This window comes from Caenispirillum salinarum (assembly GCF_044803115.1).
GTDB lineage: Bacteria > Pseudomonadota > Alphaproteobacteria > Rhodospirillales > Rhodospirillaceae > Caenispirillum > Caenispirillum salinarum_A.
On record NZ_CP085224.1, the window covers coordinates 70,231 to 95,153 of the forward strand.

The 24,923-nt window shown below is 68.7% G+C and carries 21 protein-coding genes and 1 tRNA gene; 12 read left to right on the forward strand and 10 right to left on the reverse strand.

Annotated elements, in window-relative coordinates; genetic code table 11:
- Positions 1-155 precede the first annotated feature (155 nt).
- On the reverse strand, positions 156-3,053 hold the full coding sequence (locus LG334_RS00305) for an EAL domain-containing protein (protein ID WP_404382178.1): 2,898 nt from the start codon (positions 3,051-3,053) through the stop codon (positions 156-158).
- Positions 3,054-3,317: 264 nt separating this feature from the next.
- Here LG334_RS00305 and LG334_RS00310 point away from each other — a divergent pair, with 264 nt between their 5' ends.
- Both LG334_RS00310 and LG334_RS00315 read left to right on the forward strand, forming a co-directional pair.
- Positions 3,318-4,871, forward strand: coding sequence for an ATP-binding protein (locus LG334_RS00310; RefSeq protein ID WP_404382180.1), 1,554 nt, complete (start codon positions 3,318-3,320; stop codon positions 4,869-4,871).
- A 226-nt stretch (positions 4,872-5,097) separates the two neighbouring features.
- Positions 5,098-5,514: a hypothetical protein gene (locus LG334_RS00315; protein WP_404382182.1), complete on the forward strand. Its 417-nt coding sequence runs from the start codon at positions 5,098-5,100 to the stop codon at positions 5,512-5,514.
- Between the two features lie 117 nt (positions 5,515-5,631).
- Here LG334_RS00315 and acs read toward each other — a convergent pair whose 3' ends face one another.
- From acs to LG334_RS00350, 7 genes are all read right to left on the reverse strand, one after another.
- Entirely contained in the window at positions 5,632-7,572 is a 1,941-nt protein-coding gene (gene acs, locus LG334_RS00320; RefSeq protein WP_404382184.1) for an acetate--CoA ligase, read from the reverse strand.
- Between the two features lie 217 nt (positions 7,573-7,789).
- Entirely contained in the window at positions 7,790-8,215 is a 426-nt protein-coding gene (locus LG334_RS00325; protein WP_404382186.1) for a Rieske (2Fe-2S) protein, read from the reverse strand.
- On the reverse strand, positions 8,212-8,625 hold the full coding sequence (locus LG334_RS00330; protein WP_404382188.1) for an EVE domain-containing protein: 414 nt from the start codon (positions 8,623-8,625) through the stop codon (positions 8,212-8,214). Before LG334_RS00330 ends, LG334_RS00325 begins: the two co-directional genes overlap by 4 nt.
- 13 nt (positions 8,626-8,638) lie before the next feature.
- Positions 8,639-8,929: a YciI family protein gene (locus LG334_RS00335; protein WP_404382190.1), complete on the reverse strand. Its 291-nt coding sequence runs from the start codon at positions 8,927-8,929 to the stop codon at positions 8,639-8,641.
- Positions 8,930-9,115: 186 nt separating this feature from the next.
- Positions 9,116-9,973, reverse strand: a complete 858-nt coding sequence (locus tag LG334_RS00340; protein WP_404382192.1) for an alpha/beta fold hydrolase — start codon at positions 9,971-9,973, stop codon at positions 9,116-9,118.
- 18 nt (positions 9,974-9,991) lie between these two features.
- Positions 9,992-11,143: a M24 family metallopeptidase gene (locus LG334_RS00345; RefSeq protein ID WP_404382194.1), complete on the reverse strand. Its 1,152-nt coding sequence runs from the start codon at positions 11,141-11,143 to the stop codon at positions 9,992-9,994.
- 16 nt (positions 11,144-11,159) lie between these two features.
- On the reverse strand, positions 11,160-12,170 hold the full coding sequence (locus tag LG334_RS00350; RefSeq protein ID WP_404382196.1) for an NAD(P)H-dependent glycerol-3-phosphate dehydrogenase: 1,011 nt from the start codon (positions 12,168-12,170) through the stop codon (positions 11,160-11,162).
- A 132-nt stretch (positions 12,171-12,302) separates the two neighbouring features.
- Here LG334_RS00350 and LG334_RS00355 point away from each other — a divergent pair, with 132 nt between their 5' ends.
- The 4 genes from LG334_RS00355 to LG334_RS00370 all read left to right on the forward strand — a co-directional run bounded on the left by LG334_RS00355 (position 12,303) and on the right by LG334_RS00370 (position 16,672).
- Positions 12,303-13,313: an NAD-dependent epimerase gene (locus tag LG334_RS00355; protein ID WP_404382198.1), complete on the forward strand. Its 1,011-nt coding sequence runs from the start codon at positions 12,303-12,305 to the stop codon at positions 13,311-13,313.
- 81 nt (positions 13,314-13,394) lie between these two features.
- Positions 13,395-14,930, forward strand: coding sequence for a YifB family Mg chelatase-like AAA ATPase (locus tag LG334_RS00360; RefSeq protein ID WP_404382200.1), 1,536 nt, complete (start codon positions 13,395-13,397; stop codon positions 14,928-14,930).
- A gap of 78 nt (positions 14,931-15,008) precedes the next feature.
- Positions 15,009-15,698, forward strand: coding sequence for an exopolysaccharide biosynthesis protein (locus tag LG334_RS00365; protein WP_404382202.1), 690 nt, complete (start codon positions 15,009-15,011; stop codon positions 15,696-15,698).
- A 29-nt stretch (positions 15,699-15,727) separates the two neighbouring features.
- Positions 15,728-16,672: a diacylglycerol/lipid kinase family protein gene (locus LG334_RS00370; protein ID WP_404382204.1), complete on the forward strand. Its 945-nt coding sequence runs from the start codon at positions 15,728-15,730 to the stop codon at positions 16,670-16,672.
- Positions 16,673-16,693: 21 nt separating this feature from the next.
- Here the strand turns inward: LG334_RS00370 and LG334_RS00375 are convergent, their stop codons facing one another.
- Positions 16,694-17,092: a hypothetical protein gene (locus tag LG334_RS00375; protein WP_404382206.1), complete on the reverse strand. Its 399-nt coding sequence runs from the start codon at positions 17,090-17,092 to the stop codon at positions 16,694-16,696.
- Positions 17,089-17,553, reverse strand: coding sequence for a GFA family protein (locus LG334_RS00380; RefSeq protein WP_404382208.1), 465 nt, complete (start codon positions 17,551-17,553; stop codon positions 17,089-17,091). The genes LG334_RS00375 and LG334_RS00380 overlap by 4 nt, the downstream gene beginning before the upstream one ends.
- A gap of 286 nt (positions 17,554-17,839) precedes the next feature.
- Here LG334_RS00380 and LG334_RS00385 point away from each other — a divergent pair, with 286 nt between their 5' ends.
- The 6 genes from LG334_RS00385 to LG334_RS00410 all read left to right on the forward strand — a co-directional run bounded on the left by LG334_RS00385 (position 17,840) and on the right by LG334_RS00410 (position 24,919).
- Positions 17,840-19,252, forward strand: coding sequence for a circularly permuted type 2 ATP-grasp protein (locus tag LG334_RS00385; protein WP_404382210.1), 1,413 nt, complete (start codon positions 17,840-17,842; stop codon positions 19,250-19,252).
- Positions 19,253-19,256: 4 nt separating this feature from the next.
- Positions 19,257-20,195 (forward strand): alpha-E domain-containing protein, encoded by a 939-nt coding sequence (locus tag LG334_RS00390; protein ID WP_404382212.1) that lies wholly within the window; start codon positions 19,257-19,259, stop codon positions 20,193-20,195.
- A gap of 22 nt (positions 20,196-20,217) precedes the next feature.
- Positions 20,218-20,967: a peptidase gene (locus tag LG334_RS00395; RefSeq protein WP_404382214.1), complete on the forward strand. Its 750-nt coding sequence runs from the start codon at positions 20,218-20,220 to the stop codon at positions 20,965-20,967.
- A gap of 161 nt (positions 20,968-21,128) precedes the next feature.
- Positions 21,129-21,758 (forward strand): hypothetical protein, encoded by a 630-nt coding sequence (locus LG334_RS00400; RefSeq protein ID WP_404382216.1) that lies wholly within the window; start codon positions 21,129-21,131, stop codon positions 21,756-21,758.
- Positions 21,759-21,849: 91 nt separating this feature from the next.
- A tRNA-Thr gene (locus LG334_RS00405) sits at positions 21,850-21,924 on the forward strand.
- Positions 21,925-22,138: 214 nt separating this feature from the next.
- Positions 22,139-24,919, forward strand: a complete 2,781-nt coding sequence (locus LG334_RS00410) for a [protein-PII] uridylyltransferase (RefSeq protein ID WP_404382218.1) — start codon at positions 22,139-22,141, stop codon at positions 24,917-24,919.
- Positions 24,920-24,923: the final 4 nt, after the last annotated feature.

Consider the following 24,923-nt stretch of genomic DNA (forward strand, 5'->3'; position numbering starts at 1 on the left):
GCCGAGGGCGGAAGCCCTCGGACCCCCACTTCTTTTGTCAGAGGCGCCCGACGGGACGGCGCGGCAAGGCCCGGCGCAAAAGGACGCGGGAGCGCGAGGAGCCGTGCTCCTCGCAAAAACCTTCTGCGCGCAGCGCAGAACCCGGCTCGGGCGCCTCAGCGCGGCGGCAGGGGCGGGCCCTTGCGGAACATGGCTTCCATCTCCTCGGCCGGCAGGGGCTTGGCGATGAGGAAGCCTTGCAGGTGGTCGCAGCCCACCCCGTGCAGGAAGTCGATGTGCTCCTGCGTCTCCACGCCCTCGGCCACCACCTTGAGGTTCAGCGCATTGGCCATGGCAATCATGGCGCAGACGATGGCGGCGTCGTTGGTGTCGGTGGTGACGTCCATCACGAAGCTGCGGTCGATCTTCAGCTTGCGGATGGGGAAACGCTTGAGCACCGACAGCGACGAGTACCCCGTGCCGAAGTCGTCGATAGAGCACGCCACGCCGCGTTCCGCCAGGTTGGCGACGACGCTGATGGCGTTCTCGGGGTCCGTCATGGCGGAGCTTTCGGTAAGCTCCAGCTCCAGGTAGCAGGCTTCGAGCTTGTGGCGCTCCAGGCTGCCCTCCACGGTGGCCATCAGGCGGCGCACGTTGTGGAACTGGCGGCCGGAGATGTTCACCGCCACCGGCACCTTGGGCAGGCCGGCATCGTGCCAGTGCTTGGTCCAGCGCACGGCATCGTCGAGCACCTGGTCGCAGATGGCGTCGATCAGGCCGTATTCCTCGGCGACGCCGATGAACTCGCCGGGCGGCACCAGCCCGCGGTCGGGGCTGATCCAGCGGGCCAGGGCCTCCATGCCGATGAACTGGCCCGTCTTGACCTCCACCTGCGGCTGAAAGAAGGCCACGAATTCCCGGTTCTCGATGGCGCGGCGCAGGCGGGCCTGCATGGAGAGCGTCTTGACCGCCTTCTGGCCCATTTCCTCGGTGAACAGCTGAAAGCTGCCCGGCCCCTGCGCCTTGGCGCGGTTGAGCGCGGCGTCGGCGTGCATGATCAGCGTTTCGGCCGAGTCGCCGTCATTGGGGAACAGGCTCGCGCCCATGGACACGGTCAGGTCGAATTCCTGGTCGCCCACGGTCAGCGGCGCGTCGAAGGCGCGCTGGATGCGCTCCACGGCGGCGAAGACCTCGCCCGGGGTCTGCACGCCGGTCAGCAGCATCATGAACCGGTCGCCGCCGGCGCGGGACAGCACGTCGGCTTCGGCACACTGGTCCGCCAACCGGTCGGCGACGGCCTTGAGAACCTGATCGCCCACGGAATGACCCAGCGTGGCGTTGATGATGCTGAAGCGGTCCAGCCCCATGGACAGGAAGCCGATCCGGGTGTCCTCGCGGCGCGCGGCCACCCGGCACTTGTGGAAGCGCTCCAGGAACAGGGTGCGGTTGCCCAGGCCCGTCAGCGGATCGTAATAGGCCAGGAACATGAGCCGTTCCTCGGCCCGCTTGCGGTCGGTGACGTCGAGCGCAACGCCGTCCCAGAGGATGGTGCCGTCCTCCAGCCGCCGCGGCCGCGACCACGAGCGCAGCCACCGGGTTTCGCCGGTGTGGCTGGTCAGGCGGACGTCCAGTTCCACCGGCTCCAGGTCGCGCCCCCCGCGCTCCAGCGCCGCGCGAAAGGCGGCGCGGTCCTCGGACGCGAGGCAGTCGAGGAACAGGTCGGCGTCGGCCAGCATGTCCTCGGGCTCCAGACCGGCGATGCGGCGCGCGCCCTCGTTCACGTAGGAATAGCGCATGGTGCCGTCGGGACTGACCACGCGCTGGAAGACCATGCCGTTGATGTTGTCGGCGATGGCGCGCAGGCGGTGCTCGGTGTCGTGCAGGGCCTGCTCGGTCGCCTTGCGGGTGGTGATGTCGCGCAGGACGGCGATGAACAGGCGCCGCCCCTCGGTCAGCACCTCGGACAGCGCCAGCTCGATGGGGAAGTGCGTGCCGTCGCGGTGCACGGCCTCCAGCTCGCGGGCGCCGCCGTCGAGCATGCCGCCCTCGCCCGTGTCGAGGTAACGGCGCAGGCGCGCGTCGTACTCGGCCCGTTCCGCCTCCGTCATGAGCATGCCGACGTTGCGGCCCACCATCTCCGCCTCGTCCCACCCGAAGGTGCGCGAGGTGGCGGCGTTCACGGTCTCGATGACGCCGTCCTCGCTGATGGTGACGATGCAGTCGGCGGCATGATCCATGATCATTTCCAGCCGCTGCTCGGCGCGCATGCGGTCGGTGACGTCGATCAGCACGCCGTCCCACATGATGTCGCCGTTGGGCATGCGTTCGGCGCGGGCGGTGCCGGACAGCCATTTGACCTCGCCGTTGACGGCGATGGCGCGGAACTCCTCGGTATAGGAGCCGAGCGTGCGGGCCGAGCGGCGCAAGGTGTCCATGTAGGCGTCGCGGTCGGCCCAGTGGATGGCGTCCAGGCAGCCGTCGCGGGTCACCCGCATGCTGTCGGGGTCATACCCCAGAACGTCGTGCACGCCGGTGGAGAAGAACGGATAGTAGATCGTTCCGTCGGGCTGCATCACCCGCTGGAAGATGATGCCCGGCAGGTTGGCGGCCACCGTGCCAAGCCGTTCCTCGGCATCGTCCCACAGGCCCGACAGCCCGCTGAAGGCCGTGGTGGCGTCGGACAGGCCGGTGATGAACAGGCGGCGTCCGTCGGCATCGGTGGACAGCCCGACGGTCACCTCGCACGTCAGGGTGGCGCCGTCGCCGCGCACCAGCGGAAGAAACCGGCGGGCCCCTTCGGCCAGGGCCTGGGGATCGCCGCCCAGGAACAGTTCCAGGCCGCCGCCGTCGATGGTCAGCAGACGGTCGATGGAGCCGCCCACCAGGTCGTCCGGCTGGCGGATGAGCAGGTCGGCGGCCACCGCGTTCAACGCGCGGATGATGCCGTCGCTGTCAACGACCACCAGCGCCTGGGGCGCCCCGTCCAGGGCACGGGCCGCAAGGTCGGCTGCGTCGGACACCGACCCTGGCGCCGCGGCGCGCGGCCGTTCGTGTTTGAGGCCCTCGATGCTCATGGATCGGTGCAGTCCGCCCCTTTTTCCGCCGCGACGGCGGATCATCCCCGTGGTTTTTCGTCCCCATGTTACGCGCGGGCATACGGGCGGGGCAATACCTGTGGACAGGTCTATGTCAAAAGTTCGGCGGGGGTCCCTGATCGACCATAGGCGCAACGACAGGCTTGGCCATTTACCGCGCGGCGGATAGTGGAATTCCGTGCACCCGCCCGTCACGACCTGATAAAATGTGTGATCTCAGGGGGTAAATCGGGGCGGAGCGGCATGCGCGTTCGGCCGAACGTGTTCCAGGCGATGATGGAGGACCTGCCGCAGGCCGTCATGGTGACGACGGCGGACGGCATGGTGCTGTGGTGCAACGCCGCCGCCCGCTCGCTGTGCGAAAAGGCGCGGCCGGATACCGCACCCCCTGCCGAGGCAAGCGCCCCCGCCCCCCGGACCGCCTTCGAAACGGTCGCGGCCGATGCCCACGACGCCCTGCGGGACATGATCGCCCGCGCGCTGGGGACGCCGGAGACGGCCTCCGCCCATTGCCGCTGCACCAGCGCCGTCACCGGACCCACGGGGCGGCCGCGCTGGCTGGACTGGAGCGCCGCGCCCGTGGACTGGGAAGGTGTGCGCGCCGCCCGGCTGATCGGCGTGGACGTCACCGCCGACGTGGATGCCAACCGCGACGAGCGCCTGCTGCGCGAGGCGCTGGACAGCATTCCCGACGCGCTGGTGCTGTTCGACACCGACGACACGGTGCTGTTCTACAACAAGGCCTATCGGGATTTCTTCTGGTACATGCCGCCGCTGGAGGACATGCGCGGCCGCCCCTTCGAGGACGTGGTGCGCCGTTCCATGGCGCCGCCGCGGGTGGTGGCGGACCCGCTGGCCCATTCCGACCCGGATGCCTACATCGCCAAGCGCCGGCGCCGACTCCACACGCCGTCGCCCGAACCCTTCGAGCTGTTCACCGCGGAAGGCCGCTGGCACCTGGTGCGCGAGCGCCGCACGCCCGAGGGACGCTTCATCGGCATCCGCTCGGACATCACCGACCGCAAGCGGGTGGAGGAACGGCTGTCGGAACTGGTCAAGGAACTGGCCGAATCCAACCGGGAGCTGGAGCAGTTCGCCTACGTCGCCAGCCACGACCTGCAGGAACCGCTGCGCATGGTGACCAGCTACCTGCAGCTTCTCCAGCGCCGCTACGCCGGCAAGCTGGACGACACCGCCGACGAGTTCATCCGCCACGCCGTGGACGGCGGCGCCCGGATGCAGCGGCTCATCCAGGACCTGCTCGACTATTCCCGCATCGGCCGGGGCAAGCGCCCGCCGGCGCCGGTCTCCATGGCCGCAGTGCTCCAGCAGGTGCTGCGCAACCTGTCGGTCGCCACCGCCGACGGCGGGGCCACGGTGACGGTGCCGGGGCCCGAGTCGCTGCCCCTCGTGCTGGCCGACCAGGGCGAACTGGTGCGGCTGTTCCAGAACATCATCGGCAATGCCCTGAAATACCGCCATCCCGAGCGGCCGCCCGTGGTGGCGGTGTCGGTGACGCCCGAGGCCGACGGCTGGTGCATCTCGGTGGCCGACAACGGCATCGGCATCGAGGAAGCGCATTACGACCGCATCTTCATGATCTTCCAGCGGCTGCACGGCCGCGAATCCTATGCCGGCACGGGCATCGGCCTGGCCATCGCCAAGAAGATCGTCGACCGCCACGGCGGCCGCATCTGGGTGGAGTCGCAGGCAGGCGAGGGCTCGTCCTTCCACGTCGTGCTGCCGGCGGCGGCCGCCGGCGAGGACGACATGCCGGTCACCATGGCGCGGCGCTGATCGTCACGCGGGCGGAACAGCCGGTGTGCGCCGCTGGGGGCAACGCCCCCACGCCACGTCGGGAAACTTTCGGACAGGGTCTACACCGCCTGCTATTGGCACTTTAGTTGATTCCACAACCAGCGATTCCGCATACTTTCTTTCGGGTGGTTTCCGCCGGGTTCTGCGTCCGGCGCGGGGTACGAAACGTCACGAGGAAACACCGTAGGGGCACCCGGATACCGTTATGATACGTGCAACAGACATCAGGAAGCGCCTGCCGGCGCTTCGGCGGCACGCCTATTTGCTCACGGGATCGCGCACGGCGGCGGATGCCGTGCTCGCCATCGCCGTGGCGCGACTGCCGCGGGAAGACGACGGCCGACCGTGCGCGGCCGACGGCACCGAGATCCACCGCGCCATCCTGGACGCAGCCGCCCGCGTGAACTGCCCGCCCGACGCGGGACTGCCGCCTTTGATGGCGCGCCTTCTGGGCATGGATCTGATGACGCGCGCCGTCATCGTCCTAACGGTGGTGGAACGGCTGCCGCCGTCCGAGGTGGCGGCCGTCTGCGACCTGTCGCCCGAAGGGATGGCTGCGCACCTGGCGCGCGGCCGGGAAGCCCTGGACATGCGGCCGGCGCCGCGGGTGATGAACTTCTAGCGCCCCGGCGCGACCGAAGCCGGTCGCGCCGGGGCATCCGCCGACAAAAGAAAACGGGGGCCGCCAGGGCTCCCGTTTCCGTTGCGATCACGATCCGACCGGTCGTTGCCGGCGCGATCAGTTGTTGCCGCGGTTCTCGATCAGGTCGTCGACCACGCCCGGATCGGCCAGCGTCGAGGTGTCGCCCAGGGCGCCGAAGTCGTTCTCGGCGATCTTGCGCAGGATGCGGCGCATGATCTTGCCCGAGCGGGTCTTCGGCAGGCCGGGGGCCCACTGGATGACGTCGGGGCTGGCGATGGGGCCGATCTCCTGGCGGACCCACTTGACCAGTTCCTTGCGCAGCTCCTCGGTGGGCTCCTCGCCCGCCACCAGGGTCACATAGGCGTAGATGCCCTGGCCCTTGATGTCGTGCGGGTAGCCGACCACGGCCGCCTCGGCCACCTTGGAATGGGCGACCAGGGCCGACTCGACTTCCGCCGTGCCCATGCGGTGGCCGGAGACGTTGATCACATCGTCGACGCGGCCGGTGATCCAGTAGTAGCCGTCCTCGTCGCGACGGGCGCCGTCGCCGGTGAAGTAGTAGCCCTTGTAGGTGGTGAAGTAGGTCTGCACGAAGCGCTCGTGGTCGCCGTAGACGGTGCGCATCTGGCCCGGCCAGGACAGGGCGATGCACAGGTTGCCGTCGGTGGCGCCGGAAAGCTCCTCGCCCTCGTTGTTCACCAGCACCGGCATGATGCCGAAGAACGGACGGGTGGCCGAACCCGGCTTCAGGTCGGTCGCACCCGGCAGCGGCGAAATCAGGATGCCGCCGGTTTCGGTCTGCCACCAGGTATCCACGATGGGGCAGCGCTTGTCGCCGACCACGTCGTAGTACCAGTTCCAGGCCTCCGGGTTGATGGGCTCACCCACCGAGCCCAGGATGCGCAGGGACTTGCGGCTGGTCTGCTTCACCGGCTCCTCGCCCTCGCGCATCAGGGCGCGGATGGCGGTGGGGGCGGTGTAGAAGATGTTGACGTTGTGCTTGTCGACCACTTCCCAGAAGCGCGAGACGGTCGGGTAGTTGGGCACGCCCTCGAACATCAGCGAGGTGGCGCCGTTGGCCAGCGGGCCGTAGACGATGTAGCTGTGGCCGGTCACCCAGCCCACGTCGGCCGTGCACCAGTAGACCTCGCCGTCCTTGTAGTCGAAGACGTACTGGTGGGTCATGGACGTGTAGACCATGTAGCCGCCGGTGGTGTGCAGCACGCCCTTGGGCTTGCCGGTCGAGCCCGAGGTGTAGAGGATGAACAGCGGGTCCTCGGCGTTCATCTCTTCCGGCTCGCACTCGGCGGGCTCGCCCGCGACGACGTCTTCATACCAGACGTCGCGGCCGTCCTTCATGGTCACGTCGCCGCCGGTGCGCTTGACCACGATCACGGACGTGACCGACGGGCAGCTTTCCAGCGCCTTGTCGGCGTTGGCCTTCAGCGGCACCTTGCGGCCGCCGCGCAGACCTTCGTCGGCGGTGATGACGACGTTGCACTCGCTGTCCTGAATGCGGTTGGCGAGGGCGTCGGGCGAGAAGCCGCCGAAGACGATGGAGTGCACCGCGCCGATGCGGGCGCAGGCCAGCATGGCCACCGCGGCTTCCGGAATCATCGGCATGTAGATGCAGACGCGGTCACCCTTCTTGACGCCCTGCTTGCGCATGGCATTGCCGAGCTTGCAGACGCGCTCGTACAGGTCGCGGTAGGTGATGTTGGCGTCATCCTTGGGGTCGTCGCCTTCCCAGACGATGGCGGTCTGGTCGCCGCGCTTGTCCAGGTGGCGGTCCAGGCAGTTGACCGAGGCGTTCAGCGTGCCGTCGTAGAACCACTTGATGTGAACGTCGTGCGGGTCGTAGGAGACGTCGCGCACCTTGGTGAACGGCTTGATCCAGTCGATCCGCTTGCCGTGCTCGGCCCAGAACCCGTCGGGGTCCTTGATCGACTGTTCATACATTTCCTTGTACTTGGCGTCGTCCACCCACGCCGTCTTGGCAATTTCCTCAACGACCGGGAACACGTTGGCATCAGACATTGTGGTCTCCTTGATGATCCGCGCAGAGCCCGCGCGCGGTCGCTGCGGGCCCCTACCTGATGACCGGGCGCATCCCCACCCGGTCGGATGGTTTTTGTTGTGCAGGAGACCTGGGCCCCGGACGTCGTCTCCCCGCGCCGCGGGCCCTTTGGCTCCCTCCCCCCGCTTCTTCCGAGCGGTTCAATCGCGCGCATCTTAGGGAAATTCCACCGCCCTGTCACGGCTCCAACGCAACAATCTTGCGATCTTTAACCGAAAGTGGAAAGGGTTGTAGGAATCGGCCCTTGCAAGGCCCCGCAGTGCAGAAGCCGTCGTCGAGCCGGAACCGGGCGCCGTGGGTGGCGCACTGCAGACCCTGCCCATCCGGGGAGAGAAACCTGTCGGGCCAAAGGTTCAGCGGTATGGAAAGATGGGGGCAGCGATTCACGTAGGCGCGCACGCTCTGCCCCTGGCGCACGACGACGATGCCGACGCGAACGCCGTCGTCGTCCAGCACGAATCCCCGCGCGCCGGGGGAAGGAACATCCTCCGGCGCGCAAAGTTCCCAATACCCTTCCGGATTTTTCGAAACGGGCGCCGGCTCGTCCGGCAGGCCGGCGAAGGGGCGGCCCGCATCGCCGCCCGCGCCCGCGCCGTTCGTCATTGGGCCAGTCCGCCCATCTCGCAGATGATGCGCCACGACTCGGGGTCGATGGGCATCACCGACAGGCGCGACTGGCGGATGAGCGGCAGCTCGGCCAGCCGCTCGTCGGCCTTGATCTCGGCCAGCGTCACCGGGCGCGGCATGGGCTCGACGGCCTTGACGTCCACCATGCCGAAGCGGCCCGCGGGGTCGGTGTGGTCGGGGTAGTATTCCTTGACCACCTCGACGATGCCGACGATGCGCTTTTCGTTGACCGAGTGATAGAAAAAGCAGCGGTCGCCGACCTTCATGGCCTTCATGTTGTTGGAGGCCTGATAGTTGCGCACGCCGTCCCAGTGCTCGACGCCCTTCTTCACCTGATCGTCCCAGGACCAGGTGCCGGGTTCGGTCTTGATCAGCCAGTAGTTCATGCGTCGCGCGTCCTCAGCCCACGGCCTGCGGCAGCAGCCACTTGAAGGGGCGGATGGTCACCGACTCGAACAGACCGGCCTTGGCGTAGGGGTCCTGCTCCAGCCAGGCGCCCAGTTCGGCCCGGTCGGCGGCCTCGACCACCAGCATGGAGCCGATCATGTGCGCGCCGTCATCGGACAGCAGCGGTCCGCCCATCTTCAGCTTGTCCCCGGCGGCCTTGACGAACTCCAGGTGGGCGGGGCGGTTTTCCTGGCGGATGTGGCCCGAATCGGGCTTGTCGAGGCAGGTCACGACGAACAGCACGGACATCTCCTGTGGCTGACGGTTTCCATTGAGTTGGAGCCGTAGCCTAGAGCAAATCCCGCCGCGACGGAATCCATCCGCGCCACCCGCCGCCGAGACCGATCGGCCCATTTTTCGTCGCGGGCGGGAAGAATAGCAGGAACAATGGTGCGACTGGACTGGACGTTCGGACAGGGTGGACGGCCCCTATGCCCGCGCCGCCTCGGCCAGCGCGTCCACCGCCGCCGCCACCGCGTCCGGCGCCTCCAGCGGCGGGAAATGGCCGACGCCGGACAGGTCGGTCACCGGGGCGCCCGGCCGCGTCTCCCGCCACGCCGCCCGCGCCGCGCCGGCGTCCAGCGGGTCGTCGGCGCCCAACACCAGATGCAGCGGAACCGCCGCATCCCGCAACGCCGCCGTCAGCCGCGCCCGGCGGGCAAGACGGTCGGCGCGATAGGCCATGAGACGCGGCATGACGCGCCGGCCGCCACCGCGCACGGTCAGGGTCCACAAGGCCTCCAGGTCCTCCGCCGACAGCGGCGCCGCCGGCCCGGCCATGGCCGCAAGGCGCGCCTGGAAGGGGCGCTTGAGCAGGAACCGCGTGAGCGGCCGGCCCAGGCGGCCGGTCATCAGGCGCAGCATGGGCGGCGGCCGATCCGCCCCCGGAACGACGCCGCCGTTGAGGAACACCGCCCCGGCCACACGCCCCCGCGCCAGAAGCTCCGCCGCCACCGCGTCGCCGTGGTCATGGGCGAGCACCAGGACCTTTCCGCCGCCGGCGCCGGCCTCGGCCATCACGGCCTCGCACTGGTCGGCGTAGGCGGTCAGGTCATAGCGAAAGCCCGGCGGCTTGTCGGAAAAGCCGAAGCCGATCAGGTCCGGCGCGACCGGCGAGAACCGCTGCGCCAGCGCCGGCCACACCCGATGCCACACCCAGCCGCCGCCCGGCACGCCGTGGATCAGCAAAAGCGGCGGACCTGCGCTTTCCGCGCGCCGCAGGAAGATGCGGTGGCCGCGCCAGGACATCGTCTCGCCGGCGCAGCGCCAGGTCTCCAGGCTCGACATGGGCGGGCCTCCGCCGTGTCAGCGCACCACCAGGTCCATGCCCCGCTGGCTCAGCAGCTCGTTGCCGCTCTCGGTGACCACCACGGTCGCGCCGGGGCACATGGCCGTGCCGGTGTCGCTGTCCATCAGGATCATGTGCAGGAAGAATACCATGCCCGGCGCCATCTCCACCGGGTTTCCCCTATAGAACATCGGCCAGTCCATCCAGTTCGGCGCGTAGGTGGTGCCGAGCGAATAGCCGGTGGCGTTCATGCGGTGGTCGCGCATGCCGCCCGAATCGCAGACCCGCGCGTAGGCGTCGAACACGTCTCCCATGGGGCGGCCGGGGCGGCAGGCGTCGCGGCAGGCCGCGAAGGCGTCGACCGCCACCTTGTGCATCTCCAAATGCCGGTCGGTCGCGCGGCCCACCGGGATCGTGCGCATGAGCGCGGCGTGGTAGTGGCGATAGACGCCGGCGAACTCCAGCGTGATCTGGTCCTCGGCCTGGAGGTGCTTGCGCCCCGAAAAATAGCGGCAGAGCAGGGCATCCTGGCCCGACCCGATGATGAACTCGTTGGCCGGGTCGTCGCCGCCGCCCCGGTACACGGCTCCGTGCATGGCGGCCAGGATGTCGCCCTCGAAGGCGCCGGGGCGGACCTCCTCCGTGCCCGCATCCAGCGCCGCGTCGGCAAGGTCCGCGGCACGGCGGACGTAGGCCATTTCCTCGGCCGACTTCACAAGCCGCAGGCGGCTGATGAGCGTGCTGGCGTCGTCGGTGGTGCAGAAGCCGTCCAGCGCCGCGTCGACCCGCTTGCCCAGCGCGTGGGTCATGCCATAGGCGTTCCACTCCGCCCCCAGCCGCTTCCCCGCGCAGCCGAAGCCGCGCAGGATCTCGCGCAGCTCGTGGGTCGGGTCGTGGTCCTCCTGGTCCACCCACACGCGGATGTCGCCGACCAGCGAGGTGTGCCGCGCCTGGCGCAGGTCGGGCGCACGGGTCAGCAGCATCATGCGCCCGTCCGCACCCAGGTACAGGCACTGGAAGTAGACGTAGCCGAAGGTGTCGTAGCCCGTCAGCCAGTACATGCTTTCCTGCTTGAACAGCAGCAGGCCGTCCAGGCCGCGGGCCTGCATGGCCTCCACCGCACGGCGGCGGCGGGTCTCGAACTCGTCTTGCGTGAAGTGCAATGCCACGGGCGCCGGACCTCCCCTAAATCAAATGCTCGGCCTTGAACGGACGGTTGAGCAGGTCCCGGATGGTCTGGTCAAGGTCCGCTTGATGGTTGAGCACCCCGTCCACGGCCGCGCAGATGGGCATGTCCACCGACAGGTCGTTGGCCAGCGCCACCACGGCCGAGGCGGTATAGACGCCCTCCGTCACCGCCTTGCGGCCACCCATGACCTCCTCCAGCGTCTTTCCCTCGCCCAGGGCATGGCCCAGCGAGTAGTTGCGGCTCTGCAACGACGAGGCCGTCAGCACCAGGTCGCCCAGGCCGGACAGGCCCATGAGCGTCTCCGCCCGGCCGCCCTTGGCGACGGCGAGCCGGGTGATCTCGGCCAGGCCGCGGGTCAGCAGGGCCGCGCGGGCGTTGTCGCCCAGCTTGCGGCCGTCGACGATGCCCGCCGCGATCGCCATGACGTTCTTCACGGCCCCCCCGATCTCGGCGCCGATGCGGTCCGGCGCGTAGTAGGGACGGAAGGTCGGCGTGCCGATGGCATCGACCAGGGCGCGGCCGACGTGGGCATCGTCCATTGCCAGCGTCACCGCCGTCGGCAGCCCGCGCACCACCTCTGCCGCGAAGGTGGGGCCGGACAGGACCGCCACCGGAACGTCCGCCGGCAACACGTCCTCGACCGTCTCGTGCATGAGGCTGGCGCTGGTCTGCTCGATGCCCTTGGCGCAGACCACCGCCGGCACGCCCGTCGGCCAGCGCGGCGCAAGCGAGACACAGACGCTGCGCATGTGCTGCGCCGGCACCACCAGCAGCACGGCATCGGCGGCCAGGGCGTCGGTGATTTCCTCGGTGGCGTGGATGGCGGGGTCGAGCGCGACGCCGGGCAGGAAGTCGGTGTTCTCGTTGCGGTGGTTGATGGCGTCGACCACCTCGGGCTCGCGCGCCCAGAGGATCACGTCGCGCCCCGCCCGGCGCAGCGTCTGCGCCAGTGCCGTGCCCCAGGCGCCGGCCCCGATCACCCCGATTCGCTGCATGGCTTCCATCATCCTTTCCGTGAACGCGTGGCTTTCATTGGGTTTACGGCCTGGACGCAGAGGCCGCAAGACCCGGCTTGGGACTTGTATTCGCGCCGGTCGTGGGGCAGAAACGGGGCACGGTTAAAGACGAGGACCCGTTTCATGCCCATTCTGGTCACCGGCACCGCCGGCTTCATCGGCTTTCATGTGGCGCAACGCCTTCTCGCCAAGGGCGAAACGGTCCTCGGCCTGGACGTGGTGAACGACTACTACGACACCCGCCTGAAGGAAGCCCGCCTCGACATCCTAAAGGCGGAGGCCGGCTTCACCGAGGTGCGCATGGACCTGGCCGACCGGGACGGCCTCATGGACCTCCTGCAAACGCACAGGCCCGACCGCGTCATCAACCTGGCCGCCCAGGCCGGCGTGCGCTACAGCGTGGAGAACCCCTTCGCCTACGTCGATTCGAACCTGGTGGGCTTCGTCAACCTGCTGGAAGGCTGCAAGCGGTTCGGCGTGGGGCACCTGGTCTATGCCTCCACCAGTTCGGTTTACGGCGCCAACGCGGCCATGCCCTTCCACGAGGGCCAGGTGACCGCCCATCAGATGAGCCTGTACGCCGCCACCAAGAAGGCCAACGAGGTGATGGCGCACTCCTACGCCCACCTGCACGGCCTGCCGTGCACGGGCCTGCGCTTCTTCACCGTCTACGGCCCCTGGGGCCGGCCGGACATGGCGCTGTTCAAGTGGACCAAGGCGATCCTGGAGGGGCGCCCCATCGACGTCTACAACAACGGCGACATGAGCCGCGACTTCACCTACATCGACGACATCGCCGAGAGCATCGTGCGCATCGTCGACATTCCCGCCACGCCCGACCCGGCGTGGAGCGCCGATGCGCCCGAGACGGGCACCAGCGGCATCGCGCCCTACCGCATCTACAACATCGGCCGCGGCGAGCCGCAGGCGCTGATGGACTACCTGCGCATCATCGAGGACACGCTCGGCCGCAAGGCGGAGATCAACTTCCTGCCCATGCAGCCGGGCGACGTCGCCGCCACATGGGCCGACACCTCGGCGCTGGAGAACACCACCGGCTACAAGCCCAGCGTCGGCATCGACGTCGGCGTGCGCCGGTTCGTGGAATGGTACCGGAAGTATTACGGGGTTTGAGCGGCTCTGCCCGCGCCCCATTTCCCTTCCCCCCTCGCCTCTGACGTGTAAACTGCGCACGCCACGGGATCGAGGGGGAGCATGGTCGCGCGCATCAATACCGTCGCCTTTCGCGGCATCGAGACGCTGGACATCGACGTGCAGGTGTCCATTTCCGGCGGCCTGCCCTCGTTCGCCCTGGTGGGCCTGCCCGACAAGGCCGTCGCCGAGTCGAAGGAGCGCGTGCGCGCCGCGCTGACCGCCGTCGGCCTCGCCCTGCCGCCCAAGCGCATCACCGTCAACCTCGCCCCCGCCGACTTGCAGAAGGAAGGCAGCCACTTCGACCTGCCCATCGCCTGCGCCCTTCTGGTGGGCATGGGCGTGCTGCCGGCCGAGGAGATGGCAAACTACACCGTGCTGGGCGAACTGGGCCTGGACGCGAACCTCGCGCCCGTCGCCGGGGTGCTGCCCGCCGCCATCGCCGCCAACGCCGCCGACCGGGGGCTGGTCTGCCCGGCATCCCAGGGCGGGGAGGCCGCCTGGGCCGGCGACAACGAGGTGCTGGCCCCGCGCGGGCTGCTCGATTTGATCAACCATTTCAAGGGGTCGCAACTTCTGCCCCGGCCCGAGGCCAGGCGGGCCGAGGACGGCCCCATGGCCGCCGACCTGGCCGACATCAAGGGGCAGGAAAGCGCCCGCCGCGCCCTGGAAGTGGCCGCCGCCGGCGCTCACAACATGCTGATGGTCGGCCCGCCCGGATCGGGAAAGTCCATGCTGGCAAGCCGCCTGCCCGGCCTGCTTCCGCCCCTGACGGCGGCGGAGGCGCTGGAGGTTTCCATGATCCACTCCGTCGCCGGCATGCTGGCGGGCGGCCGGCTGCTGCACCGCCGCCCCTACCGCGACCCGCATCATTCCGCCTCCGTTCCAGCTCTTGTCGGCGGCGGGCATCGGGCCAAGCCGGGCGAGATCAGCCTGGCCCACAACGGCGTGCTGTTCCTGGACGAGCTGCCCGAATTTTCGCGCGGCGCCCTGGAGGCCCTGCGCCAGCCGCTGGAGCTGGGCCGCGCCGTCATCGCGCGCGCCAACGAGCATGTCAGCTACCCCGCCCGCTTCCAGCTCATCGCCGCCATGAACCCGTGCCGCTGCGGCTATCTGGATGATCCGGCGCTGGCGTGCTCTAAGGCGCCGCGCTGCGCCGGGGACTACCAGAACCGCCTGTCGGGACCGTTGCTGGACCGCATCGACATCCATGTGGAGGTGCCGTCGGTCAGCCCGCTGGACCTGGCCGGAGCACCGGCCGGCGAGCCTTCGGCGGTGGTGGCGGCGCGGGTGCGGGAGGCGCGGGAGGAACAGGCGCGGCGCTACGCCAGGCTGGACCCGGACGGCGCCACCCGCACCAACGCCCGCGCCGACGGCCGCGTGCTGGAGGCCGTCGCCACCCCCGACGCCGCGGGCAACAAGCTGCTGGCGGACGCCGCGGCGCGCATCCACCTGTCGGCGCGCGGCTACCACCGGGTGCTGCGGGTGGCGCGCACGCTGGCCGATCTGGCGGGCTCGGACGCCGTGACCCGCCTGCACGTGGCCGAGGCCCTGTCCTACCGCCGCGCCCTGCCGGGGCGTGTTCCGGTGGCGCAGTAGGGCGCGGGACGCAGTCCGCCGACACGACTTTGTTTCAGCGCCACGACGTTGCCGCAACGGCCGGATACACCCATCTTCATGACCAAGACCGAGGTCCGACCGATCATGACGAAGGAGCCCACGCCGCTGTCCGCCGCCGCCCTGACCCGCGCCGCGCCCGCCACCGCCGCGGCCGCCAAGAGCCTGTCGCTGACACTCGCCCGCCTGCGCCGCGCCGGACGTGACGGCCGGGGGCCGACGCTGGCCGAGATGACCGGCACCTTCGCCGATCGCGCCCTGCCCTTCGCCATCCTGGTGTTCGGGCTGTTCGGCACCGTGCCCTCGCCGGGGCTGCCGACGGGCGCCATCTTCGGCACGCTGATCGTGCTGCTGGCGGTGCGCCTGCTGATCGGCCACACCACCGTCCACCTGCCGCGCTTCGTGCGCGACCGGCGCGTGCCCCGGCGCGCGCTGGAGGCCGTGCTGCGCCGGAGCGTTCCCGTCCTGCGGCGGGTGGAGCGGCGGACGCGGCCGCGCCTGACGGTGCTGACAAGCAGGCCGCTGGTGATCGTCACCGCCCTGCTGCTCATCGCCATGGGCGCGGTGCTGGCCCTGCCCATTCCGTTTGGCAACAGCCTGCCGGGCGCGGCCATCGTCGCGCTGAGCCTGGGGCTGCTGACCCGTGACGGCCTCGGAATGATCGCCGGCTACGTTCTTTGTGCCGGCTCGGCGGCCTATGTTGCGGCACTGGCCTGGGGCGCGGGCGGATTGGCCGCTATGATGGCGTGACCGAACCGCCGCGAGGAAAGACCGCCGCCATGCTGACCATCGTCGTCAACCGCAAGTCCGGCACCGCCCGCCGCATGGGCCGCGGCGCCCTGCGGCTGCGGCTGTCCGAAGCCTGCGCCAAGGCCGGCATCGAGGACCCGGTCATCCGCATCGTCCACCCCAAGCGGATCGACGGCGTGCTGCGCGAGGCCTGCGCGGCGGGCGGCGAGGTGTGGGTCGGCGGCGGCGACGGCACGCTGCGCACCGCCGCGACGCGCTTACGGGAAAGCAGCGGCACGCTGGGTGTCCTGCCGCTGGGCACCATGAACCTGCTGGCCCGCGACCTGGGCATTCCGCTGGACCTGGAGGAAGCCGTGGTGGCGCTCGCCCATGCGCCGGTGGAGCCCATCGACGTGGGACTCATGAACGGCGAGCTGTTCCTCAACAAGTCGGCGCTGGGCCTCTACCCGGAAATGATCATCGACCGCGAGCGCCGCCGCCGCCTGTTCGGCTACGGCAAGTGGCCGGCCATGTTACGCGCCATGTGGCGGGCCATCCGCCGCCACCGCATGATGGAGGCGGTGCTGACGGTCGACGGGCAGGAGCGCCGCATCACCACCCCGGCGATGATCGTCGCCACCAGCGAATACGAGTTTCGCACCGGCCGCCTGTTCCGCCGCCCGTCGCTGCGGGACGGGCTTCTGACGGTCTACATCAGCCACGAGCGCGGCTGGTTCGGCACGCTGGGGCAGTTGCTGAAGATGTGGCTGGGCACCATCGGTCGCGACCCGGAGATGGAGATCCTGCGCACGCCGCGGCTGGATATCGCCTTCAAGCGATCGCGCCCCGTCGCCAACGACGGCGAGGTGGAGTTCGTGCGCGGCCCCGTTCACTACGAGGTCGACCCGAGCGGCCTGAAGGTCCGCCACCCGGCCGCCGCCCACCCCGCCGAGGCGGGGGACCAGGCGGCGGAAGCCGTGGCGGAGACGGCGTGAGGGGCGGAAGCTCGCCCCGCCTCACCCCAGCGCGTTCATGGCCACCGTGGCGATTCCCGCCGCGATGGCCGGGTACAGCGCGCCCGTCAGCACGCAGACGAGCAACAGGAACAGCCAGCGGTGGCGGTTGATCGCCGGGCGGCGGAAGGCCAGGCGCTGGATCACGGCGTACAAAGGCACCGCCAGCGGCAGGGCGAGAATCCCCCAGCCCCAGACGAAGCCGCCGACGTCGTTGACCCAGCGCGTGAAGACGAAAGTGCTGAGCAGCCAGTAGGCGATGAAGAACACCGCAAACAGCGTTGTCAAAAGCCCCCGGCGCGGCCCTTCGGGGGCGCCGCGGCCACCGCGGCCGGCTCCTCCCCTGCCGTCGCCGTCGCGGGGGTGGTCGTGGCGGTCGGCGGCGTTGTCGCGCGGCGTCATTCCGGCATGTCCTTTTCGTAGGCCGGCAGGTCGTCGGTCGCCTGCGCCCACGGTACCCGCTCGCTGACCCAGCTGTGGCAGGTGGGCCTGGCGACGGACGGGTCGTCGAGCGCCGTCAGGGGCACGCCGACGGTGCCGCGTTCGTCCGTCGGGTCGGTCATGTGCAGCGTCGCACCGCACTCGCGGCAGAAATGACGCTGCCCGCGATAGGTGGAGCTGAAGCACGACAGATGGTGCTGCCCTTCGGAAATGCGGAACGACTCGACCGGCCAGGCGCCCCACGGGATGGCGGCGGAGCCGCTGGAGCGCTGGCATTCGCGGCAGTGGCACCAGTCGGCGCGGACCGGTGCCCCCTGCACGGTGAAGCGGACGATGCCGCACAGGCAACCGCCCTCGTGGATGGTGGACCCGGCAGTACCGGGCGTGGCGGTTTCGGTGGCGGAATTGGTCGGCTCGGTCATGGGGCGCCTCCGTGACTGCGAGGTTTCTCCCAACATGGGACACCAACGCGCCTGCGCCCAGGGCCATTGCACGGCAACCCGTCCGAGTCGCGTTTTCCACAATCCTTCCGGGGAGGACCCGCCGTCCAGCCGCCCGCTTTCCCGGCATCGGCGCAGGCAGTTGCCCACGCAACGGGCAACGGCGCTGAATGTTCAACTTCTCATCATGTAGCGCGTGACAAGCCGCCGCCTCTGACCGTTATACTACAAGGTGTTGCGGTTCCACCGGCATGATGGAAGGGGGAGCATGCCCAAGACACCCTTCGACGAAATGTCCCCGGACGGGCACATCCGGCCGCCATACAAGACGTTCGACACCTGGCTCAAGCGCCAGGACGGCGACCTTCTGGCCCGGCGCCACCGGCAGGCGGACATGCTGTTTCGCCGCATCGGCATCACCTTTGCCGTCTACGGCGACAGTTCGGGGGCGGAACGGCTGATCCCCTTCGACATCATCCCGCGCATCCTGTCCAAGCAGGAATGGAAGACCGTCTCCGACGGCGTGTGCCAGCGGCTGAAGGCGCTCAACACCTTCATCGGCGACATCTACGGCGACCAGGACATCATCCGGGCCGGCAAGGTGCCCGAGCGGCTGATCGCCCAGAACGACCAGTTTCGCCACGAGATGAAAGGCTTCCGCCCGCCGCGCGACATCTACGTGCACATCGGCGGGATCGACATCGTGCGCACCGGCGAGAACGAGTTCTCGGTGCTGGAGGACAACCTGCGCACGCCGTCCGGGGTCAGCTACATGCTGGAAAACCGCGAGATCATGATGCGGCTGTTCCCCGACCTGTTCGACCTGCACGCGGTCGCGCCGGTCAACCACTACTGCCACCAGCTTCTCCAGAACCTGCGCTATTCCGCCGGCGACCATGTGGAGGAACCGACCGTCGTCGTCCTCACCCCCGGCCAGTACAACAGCGCCTATTTCGAGCACGCCTTCCTGGCCGACGAAATGGGCGTGGACCTGGTGCAGGGGCAGGACCTGTTCGTCGAGGACGACACCGTCTACATGCGCACCGTGGAGGGGCCCAAGCGCGTCGACGTCATCTACCGGCGCATCGACGATGACTTCCTCGACCCGCGGGTCTTCCGCAAGGACAGCATGCTGGGCGTTCCGGGCCTCTTCCAGGCCTACAAAAAGGGCCGCGTGACGCTGGCAAACGCGGTCGGGACGGGCATCGCCGACGACAAGGCGATCTACGATTACGTGCCCGAAATGATCCGCTTCTATCTGGGGGAGGAACCCATCCTCGCCAACGTGCCCACCTATCACCTGCACCGGGACGAGGACCGCAAGTACGTGCTCGACCACCTGCCGGAACTGGTGGTGAAGGAGGTCCACGGGTCGGGCGGCTACGGCATGCTGGTGGGCCCCAAGGCCAGCAAGCACGAGATTTCCGAGTACCGCGAGCGGCTGCTGAAGGACCCCAACAACTTCATCGCCCAGCCGACGCTGGCGCTGTCCACCTGCCCCACCTTCGTCGCCGAGGGCGTGGCGCCGCGCCATGTGGACCTGCGGCCCTTCGTGCTTCAGGGCAAGGAGATTTCCGTGGTGCCCGGCGGCCTGACCCGCGTCGCGCTGCGGGACGGGTCGCTGGTGGTGAACTCCTCCCAGGGCGGGGGAACCAAGGACACCTGGGTGCTGGAGCGATAACGCCATGCTGAGCCGGACCGCCGACAACCTGTACTGGATGGCCCGCTATGTGGAGCGTGCCGAGAACATGGCGCGCATCCTCGATGTCAGCCACCGCATGAGCCAGCTGCCCGCCAGCACGGCGCACACCTCGGCCTCGGAATGGCTGCCGGCGCTCATCATTGCCGGGCAGCGGCCGCTCTACGAGAAAGGCCATGACGAGATCACCGCCGGGGCCGTCATCGGATTCATGGCGTTGGACCCGGACAACCCGTCGTCCATCTTCTCCAGCATCCGTCAGGCGCGGGAGAACGCGCGGGCGGAGCGCAATGCCATCCCGTCGGAAATGTTCGAGTGCATCAACGCCGCCTGGCTGGAAATCAAGGAGATGCACTACGCCAACCTGGTGGACACCGGCTTCCGCGATTTCTTCGACTGGGTGAAGGACCGCTCCGCCCTGTTCCGCGGCACCACCGTCGGCACCATGCTCCAGAACGAGGGGTTCTATTTCGCGCGGCTGGGCACCTTCATCGAGCGCGCCGACAACACCGCCCGCCTGCTGGACGTGAAATACCACGTACTCGCCCCGGACGAGGACCGCATCGACGAGGCCGTGGACTATTACCAGTGGGGCGCGCTGCTGCGGTCGCTCTCGGCCTTCAAGGCCTACCGGCTGATCTACCGCGACAACATCAAGCCGCGCAACGTGGCCGAACTGCTGGTGCTGCGCGACGAGTTCCCGCGCTCGCTGCATGCCTGCTACGATGCCGTCCACCAGCAGTTGGAGGTCCTGGGCCCGAAGCTGGAATGCACGCGGCTGGCCGGGGAAATGCACGCCCGGCTGCACTACAACCGCACCCAGGACATCACCCGGCGGGGGCTGCACCGCTTCCTGACCGAATTCATCAACCGCAACACCGCCCTCAGCGCCGAGATCGCCAAGGATTTCCTGCTGGTGGCGTGACCTTGGATCTTCCACACCCGAAATGACTTACGGACTGGGCATTCTTCTGGACGACGGCCTTGTCATGGCGTCGGACAGCCGCACCAACGCGGGAGTCGACCACATTTCCGCCTTCGCCAAGATGCGCGTCTGGGAAAAACCCGGCGAGCGGCTGATCGTGCTGCTCTCGGCCGGCAATCTGGCCATCACCCAGGCCGTCGCGGCGGAGCTGGAGGACCGCATCCGCCTGTCCGACGGCAAGAAGCGGCGCAAGGGATCGACCATGGAGACGGTGCCCGGCATGACGGCCGCCGCCCGCCTCGTGGGCGAGGCCGTGCGCCGCGTCCACGCCCACGACGCCGAGGCGCTCGAACAGCACGGGGCCGACTTCAACGCCACCTTCATCCTGGGCGGCCAGATCAAGGGCGGCCCCATGCGGCTGTTCCTCATATACTCGGCCGGCAACTATATCGAGGCCGGGCCGCTCACGCCCTTCTTCCAGATCGGCGAGACCAAGTACGGCAAGCCCATCCTGGACCGCGTCATCACGCCCGAAACACCGCTGCCCGAGGCGGTGAAGTGCGCGCTGGTGTCGTTCGACAGCACCATGCGGTCCAACCTGTCGGTCGGCATGCCGCTGGACGTCCTGGTGGCGAAACAGGACACGATGACCACCCACCACCGCCGCGTCATCGCCGAGGACGACGCCTACATGATGGACCTTCGTGCGGAGTGGGGCGAGGGCGTCCGTGCCCTGTTCGGCCGCCTGGTGGACCCCGAGCTGGAGGGGTAGGCGAAGCCCTGGCGCGGGGGCGCGCTTGGACCGCTGTCCGAGCGGAAGCGGGGGCGCGCTCGCCCTCGCACAAGCCCGTCGCGCGGTCCGCGCGCAAAGCCCTCTCCCCTGGACGCGGGCGCCGATCCGTAGGACAGTGGCGCCCGCAACAGGAGGGATGCATGCGACTCTGGCACCGGACGATCCTTACCCTCGCCGCGCTGCTGACGGCGGCGGGGCTGGCGGGCGCGGCCTTGAACACGGCATCGGCGCAGGACCCCGTGCGGCCCGAGGAAACCTACGCCTTCGCCCTGCCCGACCGCTGGCAGGAGGCCAACCGCACGCGCCAGGGCAACGTGGACATCATCACCTTCCTGCCCAGCGGCCAGACCATGCAGGGCTGGCGCGACATGGTCATCCTGCAGATCTACCGCGACATGACCGCCGTGCCCGCCGAATCCCTGCGCGAGCGCAGCCTGAACAATGCCCAGGCCGCCTGCGAGGACGCCACCGCCAGCACCCTGCAAACGGGGCTGAGCAACGGCTATCCGTCCGCCTTCTGGGCCACCGCCTGCACGCGCAACAAACAGACGGGGCTGGGGGAGGTGGCCTATTTCCGCTCGCTCCAGGGCAACGACAACCTCTACATGGTCCAGCGGGTGTGGAGCATGCCCCCCTTTGGAGACGAGCCGCCGACCATTCCCGAGGCGGAAAAGCGCGAGGCCATCGGCATCCTTTCGGGGCTGAACGTCTGCCAGCCGGGCAGCCGGCAGCATCCCTGCCCCGGCCAGCCCGGCGCGGCGCAGCGCTGACGGCGGCGGCGGCGGAAATTTCACCGAATCCGGCGAAAGAGGTGCTTGCAAATCGCCCCTCTTCGGCCTATGTTCCCGGCCTCTCTCGGCTGCCGGCGTAGCTCAGGGGTAGAGCAACTGATTCGTAATCAGTAGGTCCGCAGTTCAAATCTGCGCGCCGGCACCAGATTCGAAAAGGCCCGTTCAGCGATGAACGGGCCTTTTCTTTCGGAAAAACCGGGGCCTGTGCGGGCGCCGTTCGCGCGGCGGCACGATGAACGGCCGCGCCACCGGCGGCAATCCGTTCAATGGTGGCGGGTCGTCGAACCCGTTCCGACCAAGGCCCCTCGCCATATCACCGCCATCGCCCCTATATTGAGGCGGCAGACGCGAGGGGTGCCATGTTGAAGATTCGCAAGCCCCGCGCGGTCGTCGACCGCCGGGCCCTGGTCAGCCACCTGGAAGACATCGCCGCCGATCCGGCGCTCAAGAACCGCCAGCGCCGCCAGAAGGTGCTCGCCGCCTTCAAGGATGCGCTGCGCCACGGCCACGACGAGGTCCGCCGGCGGTTCCTGGACGAGCACGGGCGCGGCGACCACTGCGTGCGGGAAAACTGCTATCTGGTCGACCAGCTGATCGTCACGCTGTTCGACTACACGGTCACCCACGTCTTCCCCACCGGCGTCAAGACCACCGGCGAGCATCTGGCCGTCCTGGCCGTCGGCGGCTATGGCCGGCGCGAGCTGTCGCCCTTCTCCGACATCGACCTCTTGTTCCTGCTGCCCTACAAGAGCACGCCCTATTCCGAGCAGGTGGTGGAGTTCATGCTCTACATGTTGTGGGACCTGGGGCTGAAGGTCGGCCACGCCACCCGCAACGTGCAGGAGTGCATGCGCCAGGCCAAGCGCGACATCACCATCCGCACCGCGATGCTGGAAAGTCGCCACCTGTGCGGCGACCGGCGCCTGTGGGACGACTTCCACCAGCGCTACCAGCAGGAAATCGTCGCCGGCACCGGCATGCATTTCGTCGAGCAGAAGCTGGCCGAGCGCGACGACCGCCACGAGCGGCTGGGCGATTCCCGCTACGTCCTTGAACCCAACGTCAAGGAAGACAAGGGGGGCCTGCGCGACCTGCACACGCTGTACTGGATCGCCAAGTACCTCTACGGCGTCTCCGACATGCGGCAACTGGCCGACATGGCGGTGCTGAGCGATCAGGCCGCCACCAGTTTCATCAAGGCACAGACGTTCCTGTGGTCGGTGCGCTGCGCCCTGCACTATCTGTCGGGACGGCCGGAAGACCGCCTGACCTTCGACATGCAGTCCGCCGTCGCCGACGCGCTGGGCTACACCGACCGCGCCGGCGCCAAGGGCGTGGAACGGTTCATGAAGCACTATTTCCTGGTCGCCAAGGACGTGGGCGACCTGACGCGCATCTTCTGTGCGGTGCTGGAGGAAAAGAACCGCCGCCGCCCCGCCATCCGCATGCCCGGCGCCTTCCGCAAGCGCAACCTGGAAGGCTTCGTGGTGGAGGGCAGCCGCATCGCCGTGCCCCGCGACGACGCCTTCGAGAAGGACCCCGTGCGCCTTCTGTCCATCTTCCATGTGGCGCAGAAGCACGGGCTGGACATCCATCCGAACACGTTGCGCTTGGTTAACGACAACCTGCGCCTTGTGCGGTCCCTGCGCAACGACCCGGACGCCAACGCCCTGTTCCTGGACATGCTGACCCACCCGCAGCACGCCGAGGGCACGCTGCGGCGGCTGAACGAGGCGGGCGTCTTCGGCCGCTTCATTCCCGATTTCGGCCGCGTCGTGGCGCAGATGCAGTACGACATGTATCACGTCTACACCACCGACGAGCACACCATCCGCGCCATCGGCATCCTCAACCGAATTGAACAGGGCAAGCTGGCGACCGAACTGCCGCTGTCGACCCAACTGGTCCAGAAGGTGCAAAGCCGCCGGGCGCTCTATGTGGCGGTGCTGCTGCACGACATCGCGAAGGGGCGCGGCGGCGACCATTCCGAACTGGGGGCCAAGGTCGCCACCAAGCTCTGCCCGCGCCTGGGACTGACGCCCGAGGAGACGGAAACCGTGTCGTGGCTGGTGCTCCACCACCTGGACATGAGCCGCACCGCCTTCAAGCGCGACGTCGACGACCCCCAGACCATCCGCACCTTCGCCGACCTGGTGCAGAGTCCCGAGCGCCTCAAGCTGCTCACCCTGCTGACCTGCTGCGACATTCGGGCCGTCGGGCCGCAGGTGTGGAACAGCTGGAAGGGCACGCTGCTGCGCGAGCTGTTCTACCGCACCGAGGATGCCCTCTCGGGCGGCCTGTCCGCCGGCTCGCGCGATGCCCGCGCCGCCCGCAAGCGCGACGCGCTGCGCGAAAGCCTGGAGATCGCCGGCTGGAGCCTCGAGGACATCGAGGATCATCTGGCGCGCGGCTATCCCAGCTACTGGCTGACCTTCGACACGCAAAGCCAGCAACGCCACGCCGAACTGATTCACGAGGCCGAGTCCGCCGGCCGCCTGCTGACGGTGGACGTCTGCACCGACGAAATCCGCGGCGTCACCGACGTCACCATCTACACCGCCGACCATCCCGGCCTGTTCTCCAAGATCACCGGGGCCATGTCGCTGTCGGGCGTGACCATTGTCGACGCCAAGATCATGACGCTGACCACCGGCATGGCGCTGGACGTCTTCTCGGTTCAGGACAGCGACGGAACGGCAGTCACCGACGAGGACAAGCTCGACCGCCTGAAACGCATCATCGAGGACGCGCTGTCGGGCAAGATCTGGCTGGAGAAGGAACTGGCGGCCAAGCCCTCGGGCCTGCCCAGCCGCACCCGCGTCTTCAAGGTGCCGCCGCGCGTGGTGGTCGACAACACCGCCAGCAAGACCTACACGGTGATCGAGGTCAACGGCCGCGACCGGCCGGGGTTCCTCTACGACGTGACGGCGGCCCTGACCCGCTGCGGCCTGCAAATCCATTCCGCCCAGGTAACGACCTTCGGCGAGCGCGTCGTGGACGTCTTTTACGTCAAGGACGTCTTCGGCATGAAGATCGAGCACGAAGGCAAGCTGAAACAGGTCCGCGAGACGCTCATGGACACGCTGAACGGCGAGGTCGCGCGGTCCGTGGCGGCGCGCAAGAAGGAAGCGGCGGAGTAGGGCG

Excerpts from the sequence above, each read along its gene's own strand:
- LG334_RS00305 (WP_404382178.1), bottom strand. The coding sequence starts at position 3,053 with ATGAGCATCGAGGGCCTCAAACACGAACGGCCGCGCGCCGCGGCGCCA.
- LG334_RS00310 (WP_404382180.1), top strand. The coding sequence starts at position 3,318 with ATGCGCGTTCGGCCGAACGTGTTCCAGGCGATGATGGAGGACCTGCCG.
- LG334_RS00315 (WP_404382182.1), top strand. The coding sequence starts at position 5,098 with ATGATACGTGCAACAGACATCAGGAAGCGCCTGCCGGCGCTTCGGCGG.
- acs (WP_404382184.1), bottom strand. The coding sequence starts at position 7,572 with ATGTCTGATGCCAACGTGTTCCCGGTCGTTGAGGAAATTGCCAAGACG.
- LG334_RS00325 (WP_404382186.1), bottom strand. The coding sequence starts at position 8,215 with ATGACGAACGGCGCGGGCGCGGGCGGCGATGCGGGCCGCCCCTTCGCC.
- LG334_RS00330 (WP_404382188.1), bottom strand. The coding sequence starts at position 8,625 with ATGAACTACTGGCTGATCAAGACCGAACCCGGCACCTGGTCCTGGGAC.
- LG334_RS00340 (WP_404382192.1), bottom strand. The coding sequence starts at position 9,973 with ATGTCGAGCCTGGAGACCTGGCGCTGCGCCGGCGAGACGATGTCCTGG.
- LG334_RS00350 (WP_404382196.1), bottom strand. The coding sequence starts at position 12,170 with ATGATGGAAGCCATGCAGCGAATCGGGGTGATCGGGGCCGGCGCCTGG.
- LG334_RS00355 (WP_404382198.1), top strand. The coding sequence starts at position 12,303 with ATGCCCATTCTGGTCACCGGCACCGCCGGCTTCATCGGCTTTCATGTG.
- LG334_RS00360 (WP_404382200.1), top strand. The coding sequence starts at position 13,395 with ATGGTCGCGCGCATCAATACCGTCGCCTTTCGCGGCATCGAGACGCTG.
- LG334_RS00365 (WP_404382202.1), top strand. The coding sequence starts at position 15,009 with ATGACCAAGACCGAGGTCCGACCGATCATGACGAAGGAGCCCACGCCG.
- LG334_RS00370 (WP_404382204.1), top strand. The coding sequence starts at position 15,728 with ATGCTGACCATCGTCGTCAACCGCAAGTCCGGCACCGCCCGCCGCATG.
- LG334_RS00375 (WP_404382206.1), bottom strand. The coding sequence starts at position 17,092 with ATGACGCCGCGCGACAACGCCGCCGACCGCCACGACCACCCCCGCGAC.
- LG334_RS00380 (WP_404382208.1), bottom strand. The coding sequence starts at position 17,553 with ATGACCGAGCCGACCAATTCCGCCACCGAAACCGCCACGCCCGGTACT.
- LG334_RS00385 (WP_404382210.1), top strand. The coding sequence starts at position 17,840 with ATGCCCAAGACACCCTTCGACGAAATGTCCCCGGACGGGCACATCCGG.
- LG334_RS00390 (WP_404382212.1), top strand. The coding sequence starts at position 19,257 with ATGCTGAGCCGGACCGCCGACAACCTGTACTGGATGGCCCGCTATGTG.
- LG334_RS00395 (WP_404382214.1), top strand. The coding sequence starts at position 20,218 with ATGACTTACGGACTGGGCATTCTTCTGGACGACGGCCTTGTCATGGCG.
- LG334_RS00400 (WP_404382216.1), top strand. The coding sequence starts at position 21,129 with ATGCGACTCTGGCACCGGACGATCCTTACCCTCGCCGCGCTGCTGACG.
- LG334_RS00410 (WP_404382218.1), top strand. The coding sequence starts at position 22,139 with ATGTTGAAGATTCGCAAGCCCCGCGCGGTCGTCGACCGCCGGGCCCTG.